Origin of the sequence: Lacrimispora sp. (genome assembly GCF_047605665.1) — a bacterium.
In the GTDB taxonomy this organism is placed as follows: Bacteria; Bacillota; Clostridia; order Lachnospirales; family Lachnospiraceae; genus Lacrimispora.
The window spans coordinates 103,747-117,144 of record NZ_JASGFH010000006.1; the positions used below are offsets into that span (position 1 = coordinate 103,747).

Here is a 13,398-nt window from a genome sequence, read left to right on the forward strand (position 1 = left end):
TTTCCTCCGTTCTTGCGCACCTGTGATACGCATTTCTCTCATGTTCCCATTTTCATTGTATTGCATCACTTCGCTGCATATTCTGAGCCATGACATATAAAAAGCTGACATCCACGCAAATGGATATCAGCTTTTTTACAATGTATAATAAGTCCTGTTCTCGATGTCTTCCGGCACTATTTAACTCTGTAAAGCTCTACTGAGGGTTGCTGGTGGCCTGCCACTGGCAACTTAGCGATATCCTGTTGATGCCTTCCTGAACCTTTCCATGCCCTGCGGCCATTCAAAGATTTCCTTCATATTTATATGGCCCATTGTAGAATACAGTAGCATGAAAATGCTTCTGTGTCAATGACTTTTTACTCCTTACCGGCCCTTTCTCCGATCTCTCTGCCAATGTCCAGCCTCATATATTTATTTTTAAAAGAAACCCAGGCCGCTGCCTCATAGGCCTTGTCCCTGGCTTCTTTTAAATCCCTTCCCACTGCCGTCACTCCCAGCACTCTTCCTCCGCCGGTCACCACATTTCCACTGCCATCTGACTTACTGCCCGCATGAAAAACAAAATATCCATCCTTGTTCTTAAATGTCTCCAGCCCATTAATGGGATACCCCTTTTCATACTGCTCCGGATATCCATCCGATGCCAGAACCACGCAAACAGCGGCATTATCCTCAAACTGCAGATCGATCCGGTCTAACGTTCCGTCAATGCAGGCCTCAAAAACCTCCACAATGTCATTTTTCATCCGCGGAAGCACGACCTGGGTCTCCGGGTCTCCGAATCTGGCATTGTACTCCAGCACCTTCGGCCCATCCTCCGTCAGCATCAGTCCGAAAAATATGATCCCTTTAAATTCCCTTCCTTCCGCCTTCATGGCATCCACAGTGGCCTGATAAATGCGCTTCCTGCAAAATTCATCCACTTCCTCTGTGTAAAAAGGGCTTGGCGAAAAGGTTCCCATGCCTCCTGTATTAAGACCCTGATCCCCATCTTTTGCCCGCTTGTGATCCTGGGCAGAGGTCATGATTTTAACGGTCTTTCCATCCACAAAGGAAAGCACCGACACCTCCCGGCCCGTCATAAACTCCTCGGCCACAATCCGTTTTCCCGCAGAGCCGAACTGCTTATCAACCATCAGGGTTTTCACCCCGTTTACCGCCTCTTCCCTTGTATTGCAGATCAAAACGCCCTTTCCCAAAGCCAGGCCATCGGCCTTTAACACAATGGGCATTTTAGCTGTTTCCAGATATGCAAGAGCCGCCTCTGGTGAGTCAAAGACCTCATAAGAAGCCGTAGGAATCCCGTACTTTTTCATCACGTCCTTGGAAAATGATTTAGACCCTTCTAACAGGGCCGCAGCCTTGTTGGGGCCGAATACCCGAAATCCAGCCTCTTCCAGCGCATCCACCGCCCCAGCTACCAGCGGATCATCAGGCCCTACAACGATGAGGTCAATCTCCTTTTCCCTTGCAAAGGTTATCTGCCCTGAAAAGTCCATCACATCGATGTCCGCGCATTCTGCAATTTCCTCAATCCCCGCATTTCCGGGAGCACAGTATATATGGCTGACCTTAGGGCTTCTGGCGATCTTCCAGGCAATCGCATGCTCCCGCCCTCCGCCTCCTATGATGAGAACCTTCATTTTGTCTCCTCCTGTCTGTCCGCGATCATTGCAATCGCCTGGGGAAGTATCTGCCATTCCGCTTCCTCCATGACCCGCCTCTGCAAAGACTCCGGTGTATCCCCTTCACGGACCTCCACGGCCTTTTGCAAAATGATAGGGCCTGTATCCGTTCCCTCATCCACGCAGTGAACCGTAGCCCCCGTGATCTTCACTCCCCGCTCCAGAACTGCCTCATGAACCTTAAGCCCATAATATCCCTTACCGCAAAAAGAAGGAATCAGGGAAGGATGAATGTTGATGATCCGGTTTCTGTATTTTTGCACCATGGCCGGAGGAATGGTCACCAGAAATCCGGCCAGGACGATGAGGTCCAGCCCGTATTCATCCACCTTTTCAAGGAGAGCATGATAAAACGCTTCCCTTTCCTGAAAATCGCCGGGAGAAATGCAAAAAGCGTCAATTCCGTGATTTCTGGCCCGTTCCAGGGCATAGGCATTCGGATTGTTGCTGATGACCACCGTAACCTCTGCATTGGCTATCCGGCCGCACTCAATTGCATCCAGAACCGCCTGTAAATTGGTTCCCCCTCCGGAAACCAATACTCCGATCTTTAACATAAGGTTACGCCTTTCTCTCCGGACTCTGTATGCCCGATCACATAAGAAATATCACCTGCCTGGCGGATGGCTTCCATGGCCTCATGCACATCTGACGGATCAACAGCCAGCACCATCCCGATTCCCATGTTGTAGGTGTTGTACATCACCTGTTCCTCAATCCCGCCTTTTTCTGCCAAAAGCTTAAAAATTACAGGAATTTCATAGCTGTTTTTTTCCACCACAGCGCTGATTCCCTCCGGCAGCATCCGGGGGATATTTTCATAAAAGCCGCCGCCTGTAATATGGCTGCAGGCCTTGATCACAACGCCTCTCTCCTTTATGCTTTTTAAAGCCTTCACATAAATCCTGGTAGGGGTCATCAGCTCTTCTCCAAGAGTCTTTCCCAATCTGTCATAGTAAGTGTTTAACCCTTCTTCTGTCATATCAAACACCCTGCGCACCAGGGAATATCCATTGCTGTGAACGCCGGAGGAAGCCATGCCCACCAGCACATCCCCAGCCCTTAACCCGGCTCCTGTAATCAGGTTCTTTTCATCTGCCACGCCGACTGCAAAGCCTGCCAGGTCGTACTCGTCTTCCGGATAAAAGCCCGGCATCTCCGCTGTCTCCCCGCCGATCAAGGCGGCTCCTGCCTGTTTGCAGCCTTCTGCCACGCCCCTGACGATTTCGGCGATCCGTTCCGGATCATTTTTGCCGCAGGCAATGTAATCCAGGAAGAATAAAGGCTCGCCGCCTGCACAGGCGATGTCATTGACGCACATGGCCACGCAGTCGATTCCCACAGTATGATGCCTGTTCATTAAAAATCCAACCTTCAGCTTTGTTCCCACTCCGTCGGTTCCGGATAACAGTACAGGCTTTTCCATTTCCTTAAAGGCTGACATGGAAAATGCGCCTGAAAATCCTCCAAGCCCTCCGAGAACCTCCGGCCTCATGGTCTCCTGCACATGCTTTTTCATCAATTCCACCGATTTGTAACCTGCCTCAATGTCCACTCCGGCGTTCCTGTAATCCATCGTTTTTCCTCCGCTTCCCCTGTCTTACTTTTTCATCTGGGATAAATACTCCCGGTATCCTATTTCACTCAGCTTTTCAGCCTTTTTCATCACATCGTCCTTTAAATTTCCCCCGTATTTCTTCACTCTCTCCAGCAGCTCAAAATCACTGACAGCCAGCATCTTAGCGGCCAGGATTCCCGCATTGGTTCCCCCGTTAATGGCAACAGTGGCAACCGGAATGCCGGAGGGCATCTGCACAATGGAATAAAGAGAATCCACGCCGCCTAAATCCGACGTTTTCATGGGCACCCCGATCACCGGCATGGGAAACAGGGCCGCGCACATGCCCGGAAGGTGAGCCGCCTTGCCAGCGCCTGCAATGATGACCTTTATTCCCCTCGCCTCAGCCGTTTTAGCATACTCAAAGAACACATCCGGCTCCCTGTGGGCGGAAATTACAGTGATTTCAAATTCCACTCCCAGCGCCTCCAAAACCTCAGCCGCCTGAGCCATAACAGGCATATCGGAATCACTTCCCATTACAATCGACACGTTTGCCATAGTAAACTCTCCTTTTCCTCTCGCACGTTTCTTCAATTCATTATTATCAGCAGTATTTTTATATAAGCATATCTAATAAATATCTCTTATTAATTAATTATATCTTATCAATTATAATACTAGCTTTTTTCTGGCCCGTCAATCATTTTTTCTCAAATTTAATTCCTGTAAAAAACAAAAAACACGCTTTGATAAAAAATATATCAAAGCGCATTTCATGCATTAAAAGCTGTTATGTATGTTTCTGCTGCAAACCTTGTTCACAGAAATCTGAGGCTGAATCAATCAATACTTCCCGCCTCCAAAAGAAGAGGGTTCATCAAAATAAGATGGATCAATGTCTAAAACCGGTGTCTCCGTCATTGGCGTGTAATAAGGGGATGCTACAGACTTGCAGGTCTTTTCTTTTTTCTCCTCAACGCCGTGAAGGTTGAAACGGCTCAAAAGCCCCTTCATGATCTGAGCCTGTCCTGACAGTTCCTCACTGGCTGCAGCACTCTGTTCTGCGGTTGCGGAGTTGGTCTGGACAACGCTGGATATCTGGTCAATTCCAAGACTCACCTCATTAACTGCAGTGGCCTGTAAATCAGAAGCCATTGCAATGGATTCAATGATGATATTAACGAGCTGGCTGCTTTCCACCACAGCATGCATGGCCTTGGCAGTCTCAGCTGTAATTTTAGTTCCCTTTTCCACGGCCCTCATGCTTTCCTCAATCAAAGCAGTCGTATTCTTAGCCGCTTCTCCTGATTTGCTGGCAAGGTTGCGCACTTCATCAGCCACCACTGCAAAGCCTTTTCCGGCCTCACCTGCACGGGCAGCCTCTACAGCCGCATTCAAAGCCAGGATGTTGGTCTGGAAAGCGATGTCTTCAATGGTCTTTATGATCTTTCCGATCTCATTGGACTTATGGCTGATTTCTGTCATGGCCTGATTCATCTCATCCATCTTCTCATTGCTCTTTGCCACATTGTTGGCGGTTTCCTCGGAGGTTATGCGAGCCTCCTTGGCGCTCTGTGCATTGTTATTGATCTGATTTGAAATATCACTGATGGAAGCTGCCAGCTCCTGAATGGAGGAAGCCTGCTCTGTGGCACCCTGGGATAAGGTCTGGGCGCCGGAGGATACCTGGTCAGAACCGTTTGCCACTAAACCAGCGGACTCGCTGATGCGGTAAAGGGAATCGCTTAAATTATCCCTGAGCTTGCCCAGAGAAACCAGGATGGTTGAATAATCAAGGACATATTTTTCCGGGCAGCGGGAATTGAACTGGAATCTGCCCTCCGCCATCTCTCCTGTTAAATAAGTGATATCTTCAATGATGGTTCTGATATTGGAAATTGTATTCCGCATGCTGTCAGAAAGAAGGCCAAGCTCATCTCTGGACTGATAATTTAAGGAAACGTGAAGGCTTCCTTCTGCCATCTCCTTGGCTGCTTTTTCAATCTCCTTTATAGGAGTTACAATACGTTTTGTTAAGAAATAGGAAAAGCCTAAAGCCGTCAAAACAGCGATGATCTGGACAACCACTACCAGAAGCTGAAGAAATACCGCTTCTCTCTGGCTGTTCTTGAAATCAGCATCCGTAACCTGATCCACCTGACTGCCGATTTCAGTCAGACCGTCCCGGATCTTGGCAAGAGCAGGGTTGACGGAACCGAAGAACACTTCCGTGGCCTGGCGGCTCTTGTTCTGCCGTGCCAGCTCAAACACCTCATTTTTATAAATCTCCAGTTCTTTTATATCAGCTTCCAGTTTATCCAGAATGGCTTTATCGCCCTTGTACTTCTCCCGTAAAAACTGGATGCCTTTCATAAAATTTTCCACATTGGAATCTGCCGATTTAATATACTGCTCTGTGTCGTTTAAATCAGTGCTCAAAGTAGCATAAGCCATATTTTTGGCTGCCGCCTGAATCTCAAGCCTCATCTCCATCGCATTCAGCGCCACCTTATGCCCATTGCCGAAAAAATCCACCAGTCTTCCGTTGTTCTGCCTCAGCCCTATAATAGAAACACCTGAGACAATTAAAAATAGTACAAGGATAACTCCAAATGCTGCTGCAATTCTTTTGCCAATCTTTAAACCTTTCACACCAGTTCCTCCATATCCGTTCCTCTTTTGTAGGATCATTATTATAATATTTTATCGGCAAAAGCAACAATTTCATAAGCTAACCGATAAATTTCTTAAGATTCTGATCTTCCCTATACCCCTGACAAGGGAAGATTCAGTTCTTCAGTTCCTTTTAAAACAAATTTTCCATCCTCTATAATAGAAACCCTGCTTCCGTCAGGCCTGATGGTTTCAATGGAATCCAGCTCTGCATAGGGTATGGTAATATCCGTATGACAACTGAAATAAGCCTTTGACACATCCTCTTTTCTGAGAACAGAAACCTCATTATCCCTGGCAATGATCTCTTTTCCGTCAGGATTGTAAACAGGGCTGTCCTCTGCCCAGCTATAGCAGGTATCCCCCACTGCAAAGTGAGGCCCCATTTTCTCCACAATGAGAATGGGAAGCTTATCTAAAATCCCGAACCTTTGGGCCATAGCATAAGCCGTGGTATTGGTTCCTATGGCGAATTCGCCCATGGGAAGGGTGTCGTGATTTTTTAAAATCATCTGCTTGACAAGCGCCTTTCCTTCCTCCGGATTTTCAAAATTATCACAGCCGTAATCCTTGATCATTCCGTTTTCAAAGGTCATTATCAGGTTTTTAAACTGGAATTCCCCGATGTAAACCGTGCTGACGGACAGAGTTCCCTGGGTTCCTGTCAGCCTTGGAGAAGTGAACACCTCTCCAAGAGGGATATTCACATCAGCCACACAGTTTTCAAAATTGGTTTCCCTGTCCCTGTTGCCAATGGGATGAAGGGCCACTGTCAGTCTGGTCCGGTTCTCCCCTTTTCCCCTGATTTCCACATGTGAGGCTTCGTCCAGGGCATCGATGATGGACTGCTGGATTCCCTTATACTTTTCGTAATCCAGGGTGTTGATGGCAATGGTTTCCTCAAATATCTTTTCAAAGTCCTCTCCAATTTCCGGAACCGGGAATGCGATGATGGTAAAGCTGGTCTCATCTCCCGGCACATACTGCTTTAAGATTCTGGAGGATTCGTTGGACATCTCCACCGCCAGCTTTTCCTGCTTTAAATCCAGGCGGTTTGCCTCCGGTTTGTTCACAGGCTTAAAGCCCTCTTTTCCAAAGGTTTCCATGACAGCCGGACCTGCGTAAGCTGCGGCCAGTTCCTTATACTCTTCATAAGCCACCTTTAAGACAGCGGCTTTCCGGTCCTTAAACGCTTTATTCAAATAAATGGCCTCATCATAGCGGTGGTCATATTCGTACTGCCTGTTGGGGGAGGTGCTGTAATAGCCTGCCTTTCGCCCGGCATTGGTATTCACCGTCCACACGGCTGCCCGGCAGAGGATGATCTTAAGTCCAAGGGCTTCAAAATTCTCTATGGCATACTTCACCATGCGCTCAAAGCCCAGCTCATAGCGAATCTGCACCATTCCCTTTTTCTTTAAATCCCTTCCCATCACCTCAAAGCCCCTGCAATATCCCTCCGTATACGTATTGGCCATGAGGCGCACCGTTTCCTCAGGAAGAGAATTTAAAAAACTGGCTGTCTTAAGCTCTGAGTCGGAAATATACTCCCCAAAATAATACAGATATTTGAGATCGTTTAAATCGTAATTCTTTATGATATCCACTGCAAAAGAAAGAGACGGGTCAAGCCCTTCCCGGACCCGGTAGGAAACCGTGTGGTCCGTATAGTCACTGACAAACCAGTAAAGCACCTCTTTCACCGTTGAAACCTCAGGGATTTCGTCTTCAAACATGTTATAGATTTCAATGAAGGTTTCATTTAAAATGGTGATATCCTTCATCCTGTTTTCATGGACAAAGACGATATCTCCCCGTATTTCCTTATATAAATAAGAAAAAAGCCGTCCGTATCCCTCCCCCAGCCTCGCTGCCGCATAAGCCGGGTCTGCATAGCTTTTTTCGTACCCGCCCAGGGCCGCCTTGTGACCGGGCAGGATGTCCTCATAAAGCTTCCGGTTCCATTCCTTTAAAACTTCAATAGAAGCCTTCTTCTGGTCACCTGACTCTATAAACCGGAGATATTCTCCCATCATCCGGATAAAAGAAGCAGTTCTCACAAAATAATCCCGGAAAGGCTGGGGCACTGTCTCTTCTGATATGATCTGCCCGATCCGCTCCATGGACAAGTCGAAACGCTCCTTCATGCTTTCGTTTTCTTCCTGAAACATTATTCCATAATCCATTCCATTACCTCATTCCTATGATAATCAGCGCGATCCAACAGAGAACCAAAAATCCGCTGATTCCTATTCCTATTTTAGCCAGGATATATTTTTTGTCCTTTTCCAGAAAAGAAAAAAAACCGTAAACCAGAGAAACCAGAGAAACCACCAGACTGCAAAAAACTGCAGCAGCCGTGTTGAGCTGGCCTTCTCCCGCTGCCATCACCGATCCGGCAATTCCAAAAATCCCCAGAGCCAGCGCTCCTATGGCAAGGCCCAGGGAGAAATAACTTCTTCTGGCAAAGGATTTTCTGATATAAGACACTTTTTTACGCTTTGGCACGTCGTTTCCTCCTGACTCTTATGGTCTGTACTATTTTATACAGAATATAGCCCAGCAATCCACCCAAAGTGTTTAATATGATATCATCCACATCAAAGCTTCCCACTTTAAAAATAAGCTGGACAGTTTCCACGCAAAAGCTGAACAGAAAGCTTAACAAAACTGTGTTAAGCCAGATGCGGCTTCTGCGGCTGATGATGGGAAGAAAGAATCCGCAGGGCATAAATCCCACAATATTGCCTGCAATATTCAAAAGAAAGGACCTGATTCCAACCACGTGGCGGTAAACAATGAAACGCCTTATCTCTGTAAAGGGAACCAGGTTGTAAGCGTATTCTTCCTGAACATGTCTTCCCCTTCCAAAATAATCGGAGAAAAACAGAAAATACGCCAAAAAGATCAGGTAAAACACAAAAATTACCCAACCCATCTTCTGCCGTTTTGTTGTATTTTTAATCATAGCAGCTCCGTCTGTATATATTAAAAGGAAGGAAGTCCCGCCGGTTTATCAGGTTGAGGCCGGGCCTCCCTTGCCTTCATTAAGTAATGATCCTAAAAAATGATTTCAGACTTTCTCTTCAGCAAAGTCGCGCCTGTAATAATTGTCATGACTCCCGCAGCAATCCCCAGCACGACCATGGTGATTCCAGCGGCAAGGTTTAACGCACCTGCATTTCTCATTGTTTTATATACTCTTTCCATATAAAACCCTCCTTTTTATTAGCCATTTACCAAGATGTCAAAGCTTTGGTTTTCCCATTGACATTTCTCAGCCGGACTTATTTTACGCCGTAGATTTGGTAGTAGGCATCAATGGCCTCTTTGATTGTATCATCAATGATAATCTTCCCTTCACATTCCCGGTTATGCAGATGTTCAATAACTTCTGCCATGGAAACGATGGCGGCTGCCTTAAATCCGTACTTTTCCTGAATCTCATCCAATGCGCCCTTATCCCCTTTTCCCTTTTCCATGCGGTTTAAGGAAACCATAAGGCCTAAAATCTCCACATTTCCCTGGGCCTCAATGATGGGGAAAGTCTCTTCAATGGATTTTCCGGAGGTGGTCACATCTTCGATAATGACAACACGGTCTCCATCCTTGATCGGGCTTCCAAGAAGAATTCCCGCATCACCGCCGTGGTCCTTCTCCTCTTTTCTGTTTGAACAGTATTTGATTTCCTTGCCGTACAGCTCATGGAAAGCGATGGCAGTGGTCACGCTTAAGGGAATTCCCTTATAAGCCGGTCCGAACAACACATCAAAATCATCCCCGTAATTGTCATGGATAGCCTTTGCATAGTATTCTCCCAGCTTTTTAAGCTGTCCGCCTGTTACATAAGAACCTGCATTCATAAAAAACGGAGACTTTCTTCCGCTTTTTAATGTGAAATCTCCAAATTTCAGAACATTGCTTTCCACCATAAATTCGATAAATTCCTGCTTGTACTGTTCCATATTCTTATCCTCTCTATGCAATTATTGCTTTTTATCTCACCGCACCAATCAAATCTTTGATATCTTCCACCTGATATTTCTTCATATACGCCTCAATGCCGCTCACCACTTCTTCCGCCGCATAAGGGTTCCAGAAATTGACCGTTCCAACGGAAACAGCCGTAGCTCCTGCCAGAATGAACTCAATGGCATCCTCTGCATTGCGGATGCCTCCCATTCCGATAATGGGAATCTTCACAGCCTGGGCTGCCTGATACACCATGCGGATTGCAATGGGTTTTATGGCAGGACCGGACAAGCCTCCTGTTTTGTTGGCAAGGGCAAAGGTTCTGCGGTTTACGTCGATCTTCATGCCTGTTATGGTGTTGATGAGGGAAATAGCATCCGCTCCGCCTGCTTCTGCTGCCCTGGCCATTTCACCGATGTCCGTCACGTTGGGACTCAGCTTCATGATAATGGGCTGCTTTGCATGCTTTTTCACTTCTCTCGTTATTTCCTCTACGGACTGGCACTGCTGTCCGAAAGCGATTCCGCCTTCTTTTACGTTGGGGCAGGAAATATTGATCTCCAGCATATCCACCGGTTCCTGGCCCAGACGTTCTACCACGTCAATGTAATCCTCTGTGGTCCTTCCGCAGACGTTTACAATGATCTTCGTATCATACTGCTTTAAAAAAGGAATATCCCTCTTTGCAAACACTTCCATTCCCGGATTTTGAAGGCCTATGGCATTGAGCATTCCGCCGTAGGTTTCTGCAATTCGGGGAGTTGGGTTTCCCGGCCATGGCACGTTGGCTACACCTTTTGTAACCACTGCGCCCAGACGGTTTAAATCGATCATCTCGCTGTATTCTTCTCCGGAGCCAAAGGTGCCGGAGGCGGTCATTACCGGGTTTTTCAGTTCCACTCCGGCCAGATTCACTTTCGTATTCATCTAAAACTCCACCTCCTCAGCCTTAAATACAGGGCCATCCTTACAGATGCGCTTGTTGTGAACCATGGAATGATCGTCCACCTCTTTGGTCTTGCACACGCAGGCGAGACAGGCACCGATTCCACATGCCATCTTTTCCTCTAAGGAAAGATAACATTCAATTCCATGTTCCAGGGCATAAGCCTTTAAGGCCTTCAGCATGGGAGTGGGGCCGCAGGCAAAAATCACATCACCTTCTAAGCCGTTTTCCCGGATGGCATCCAGTACATTGCCCTTTGTTCCGGCGCTTCCGTCCTCTGTGGCAACGTAAGTAGCCCCATAGGGGTGAAATTCTTCATTTAAAAACAGGATATCCCTGTAGCCAAGCACCACCTGTTTTTCACAGGGCAGATGCTTTGCCAGCTCCAGCATGGGAGGAATTCCGATTCCGCCGCCGATTAAAAATGCTTTTCTTCCTTCCCTGCCTGCTTCCAAAGGAAATCCGTTTCCAAGAGACCCCATGATCTCAACCGTATCACCGGCCTTGTAATGGGAGAACTCTTCCGTTCCTTCTCCAACCACCCGGTACACCAGCCTTAAAAGGCCTTTTTCCTTATCTGTTTCACAAATGCTGATAGGACGGGGCAAAAGCTTTGCTCCGTCTTTTGGGAATACGTCAACAAACTGTCCCGGCTCTGCCTGGGCAGTGATTGTTTCTGTTTTAATCCACATGCTGTATACATCGTCTGCAAGCCGTGTCTGGCTTTCAACCAATGCTGTTTCCTTTATTTTCACCATTGCGCTTTCTCCTATAAAACTCTGTTGATATCAGCCACCATATCGATGACAGCCTGTCTGGAGGCTTCGCCGAAATGCTCCCCGCCAAACCGGGCATAGGCTTCTGTCTTATAAGCTGCAATGATTCCTCTTGAGGAGTTTACAATGGCTCCAAGGCCGTCCTCGTTAAAGCATGGTTTCAAATCCTCTGCCGTTCCGCCCTGTGCTCCGTATCCGGGAACCAGGAAATAGGTGTTTGGCATAAGCTTTCTGAGAATCCGGCTCATTTCCGGATAAGTAGCGCCCACAACTGCTCCCACATTGCTGTAGGTGCCATCCATGGACTCTGCGCCCCATTCCACTACCTTCTGGGCAACCAGTTCATACAGAGGTTTTCCGTCAATCAGCTTGTCCTGGAATTCACCGCTGGAGGGGTTGGAGGTCTTTACAAGAACGAAAAGTCCCCGATCTTCTTCCCTGCACACATCCACGAAAGGTTTTACTCCGTCGGTTCCCAGATATGGGTTCACTGTGAGAAATTCCGTACCAAAACCGGAGAAGGTATTGCTTCCCACTTTCACCTTCCCTAAATGTCCTACGGCATAAGCGGCTGAAGTGGAGCCGATATCTCCTCTTTTTGCGTCTCCGATGACCAGAAGTCCCTTTTCCTGACAGTAATTGACCGTTTTCACGTAAGCCTTAAGGCCCTCAATGCCGAACTGTTCGTACATGGCGATCTGAGGTTTTACAGACGGAATCAGATCATACACATGATCTACGATTTCTTTATTGAACTGCCAGATAGCTTCTGCAGCTCCTTCTAATGTCTCACCAAATTCATCAAATGCTTTTTTCGTCACATGCTCCGGTATATAATTTAACATTGGGTCCAAACCTACACAGATCGGTGCCTTTGTTGCCTGAATTTTTTCAATTAACTGCCTGATCATTGTCTCCTCCTTGGTTCTCCTGGTTCTTATTATTTTCTATTCTTACCAATTCTATCATAATAGGGAAGCGGCTTCAAGCCTTTTGCCAAACTGATCGTAAAAATCCTGGCTCCCGTCATAGGGCGTCAGATAAAACTGCTTCAGCACGTAAAGGCTCACCTGATTGGCAAAGGCCTGGTCCCCTTTTTCCTCTATTTTTCTTTCCAGTCCCTTTAAGAAAAAATGCCAGTCCCGCACAAAGGCTTCATAGCGCTTTGTATCAGGGGTATCGATCCATTTGCGCACCTTTACCTTGGTCCTGTTTTCCATTTTGCATTCGTGGACCTGGAGGAAATACCGGAAATCCTCATCCTCATAGACTCTTCCCAGGGGAAATAAACGGCAGATTCCAGGGCGGAAGCTGTGTATTTTACAGCGTCCCTCCTGATTTAAAAAACCGCACTTCTCCCCATCCCCTTTCATCCGGAGGTTTGGAAGGACAATGCCATCCACCACATTTAACTCCAGCTCTGTCCCAAGCAGTTCTTCCAGGGTGCAGGAAAGGTTCTGGGTTATGCGAAAGCAGTCCAGAGGGTCCAAAACAACGGACTCTCCCATACCCTGACAGCAGGCAAAACAGCCCTTGCAGTCGCCGCAGTCCGCCTTTACCATGTCATTGATTCCATATAATTTTCCGTCTGAAATCTCTTTTAAATCAACTTCCCGTTTCATGAATTCTTTTTCCCCACTTTTTATATAAAAATTTTCACATAAAGGGTTCTCTTTCAAAAACCCTCTATTAAAAGCTTCCTATTAAGAGAATCCGGCAGGAAAAAAGAGAAGACCGTATATACCCGCAAGCCTTCTCTTACTGTCCCGCCGCTTCAAACGG

General features: G+C 47.0%; 14 protein-coding genes. All 14 read right to left on the bottom strand.

Annotated elements, in window-relative coordinates:
* Positions 1-359: 359 nt before the first annotated feature.
* Entirely contained in the window at positions 360-1,646 is a 1,287-nt protein-coding gene (purD, locus tag QM657_RS06470) for a phosphoribosylamine--glycine ligase (protein ID WP_415065902.1), read from the bottom strand.
* Positions 1,643-2,245 carry a phosphoribosylglycinamide formyltransferase gene (purN, locus tag QM657_RS06475; protein ID WP_415065769.1) on the bottom strand — a complete coding sequence of 201 codons (603 nt, stop codon included), beginning with the start codon at positions 2,243-2,245 and terminating at the stop codon, positions 1,643-1,645. The genes purD and purN overlap by 4 nt, the downstream gene beginning before the upstream one ends.
* Positions 2,239-3,264 (bottom strand): phosphoribosylformylglycinamidine cyclo-ligase, encoded by a 1,026-nt coding sequence (gene purM / locus QM657_RS06480; RefSeq protein WP_415065770.1) that lies wholly within the window; start codon positions 3,262-3,264, stop codon positions 2,239-2,241. The genes purN and purM overlap by 7 nt, the downstream gene beginning before the upstream one ends.
* A gap of 24 nt (positions 3,265-3,288) precedes the next feature.
* A complete protein-coding gene (gene purE, locus QM657_RS06485) occupies positions 3,289-3,807 on the bottom strand; it encodes a 5-(carboxyamino)imidazole ribonucleotide mutase (protein WP_415065772.1) in 519 nt (172 codons plus the stop codon).
* Positions 3,808-4,092: 285 nt separating this feature from the next.
* Positions 4,093-5,901 (bottom strand): methyl-accepting chemotaxis protein, encoded by a 1,809-nt coding sequence (locus QM657_RS06490; protein ID WP_415065774.1) that lies wholly within the window; start codon positions 5,899-5,901, stop codon positions 4,093-4,095.
* Positions 5,902-6,014: 113 nt separating this feature from the next.
* Positions 6,015-8,108: an aminopeptidase gene (locus tag QM657_RS06495; protein ID WP_415065776.1), complete on the bottom strand. Its 2,094-nt coding sequence runs from the start codon at positions 8,106-8,108 to the stop codon at positions 6,015-6,017.
* Between the two features lie 4 nt (positions 8,109-8,112).
* A complete protein-coding gene (locus QM657_RS06500; RefSeq protein WP_415065777.1) occupies positions 8,113-8,430 on the bottom strand; it encodes a calcium:proton exchanger in 318 nt (105 codons plus the stop codon).
* The gene (locus QM657_RS06505) at positions 8,417-8,890 is read right to left on the bottom strand and encodes a VanZ family protein (RefSeq protein WP_415065778.1); all 474 of its coding nucleotides are present in this window, start codon (positions 8,888-8,890) and stop codon (positions 8,417-8,419) included. The genes QM657_RS06500 and QM657_RS06505 overlap by 14 nt, the downstream gene beginning before the upstream one ends.
* 92 nt (positions 8,891-8,982) lie before the next feature.
* Entirely contained in the window at positions 8,983-9,132 is a 150-nt protein-coding gene (locus QM657_RS06510) for a hypothetical protein (protein WP_415065779.1), read from the bottom strand.
* Positions 9,133-9,209: 77 nt separating this feature from the next.
* Complete coding sequence (gene pyrE / locus QM657_RS06515; protein WP_415065781.1) at positions 9,210-9,887, bottom strand: orotate phosphoribosyltransferase; 678 nt, start codon at positions 9,885-9,887, stop codon at positions 9,210-9,212.
* A 31-nt stretch (positions 9,888-9,918) separates the two neighbouring features.
* Positions 9,919-10,821: a dihydroorotate dehydrogenase gene (locus QM657_RS06520; protein WP_415065782.1), complete on the bottom strand. Its 903-nt coding sequence runs from the start codon at positions 10,819-10,821 to the stop codon at positions 9,919-9,921.
* Positions 10,822-11,598 (bottom strand): dihydroorotate dehydrogenase electron transfer subunit, encoded by a 777-nt coding sequence (locus tag QM657_RS06525; protein ID WP_415065784.1) that lies wholly within the window; start codon positions 11,596-11,598, stop codon positions 10,822-10,824. It abuts the gene before it with no gap.
* Between the two features lie 11 nt (positions 11,599-11,609).
* A complete protein-coding gene (gene pyrF / locus QM657_RS06530; protein WP_415065786.1) occupies positions 11,610-12,527 on the bottom strand; it encodes an orotidine-5'-phosphate decarboxylase in 918 nt (305 codons plus the stop codon).
* Positions 12,528-12,581: 54 nt separating this feature from the next.
* Entirely contained in the window at positions 12,582-13,238 is a 657-nt protein-coding gene (locus QM657_RS06535) for a YkgJ family cysteine cluster protein (protein WP_415065787.1), read from the bottom strand.
* Positions 13,239-13,398: the final 160 nt, after the last annotated feature.

What these genes read in the sequence shown, in the direction of transcription:
- purD (WP_415065902.1), bottom strand. Translation starts at nt 1,646, where the DNA reads ATGAAGGTTCTCATCATAGGAGGCGGAGGGCGGGAGCATGCGATTGCC.
- purN (WP_415065769.1), bottom strand. Translation starts at nt 2,245, where the DNA reads ATGTTAAAGATCGGAGTATTGGTTTCCGGAGGGGGAACCAATTTACAG.
- purM (WP_415065770.1), bottom strand. Translation starts at nt 3,264, where the DNA reads ATGGATTACAGGAACGCCGGAGTGGACATTGAGGCAGGTTACAAATCG.
- purE (WP_415065772.1), bottom strand. Translation starts at nt 3,807, where the DNA reads ATGGCAAACGTGTCGATTGTAATGGGAAGTGATTCCGATATGCCTGTT.
- QM657_RS06495 (WP_415065776.1), bottom strand. Translation starts at nt 8,108, where the DNA reads ATGGATTATGGAATAATGTTTCAGGAAGAAAACGAAAGCATGAAGGAG.
- QM657_RS06505 (WP_415065778.1), bottom strand. Translation starts at nt 8,890, where the DNA reads ATGATTAAAAATACAACAAAACGGCAGAAGATGGGTTGGGTAATTTTT.
- QM657_RS06510 (WP_415065779.1), bottom strand. Translation starts at nt 9,132, where the DNA reads ATGGAAAGAGTATATAAAACAATGAGAAATGCAGGTGCGTTAAACCTT.
- pyrE (WP_415065781.1), bottom strand. Translation starts at nt 9,887, where the DNA reads ATGGAACAGTACAAGCAGGAATTTATCGAATTTATGGTGGAAAGCAAT.
- QM657_RS06520 (WP_415065782.1), bottom strand. Translation starts at nt 10,821, where the DNA reads ATGAATACGAAAGTGAATCTGGCCGGAGTGGAACTGAAAAACCCGGTA.
- QM657_RS06525 (WP_415065784.1), bottom strand. Translation starts at nt 11,598, where the DNA reads ATGGTGAAAATAAAGGAAACAGCATTGGTTGAAAGCCAGACACGGCTT.
- pyrF (WP_415065786.1), bottom strand. Translation starts at nt 12,527, where the DNA reads ATGATCAGGCAGTTAATTGAAAAAATTCAGGCAACAAAGGCACCGATC.
- QM657_RS06535 (WP_415065787.1), bottom strand. Translation starts at nt 13,238, where the DNA reads ATGAAACGGGAAGTTGATTTAAAAGAGATTTCAGACGGAAAATTATAT.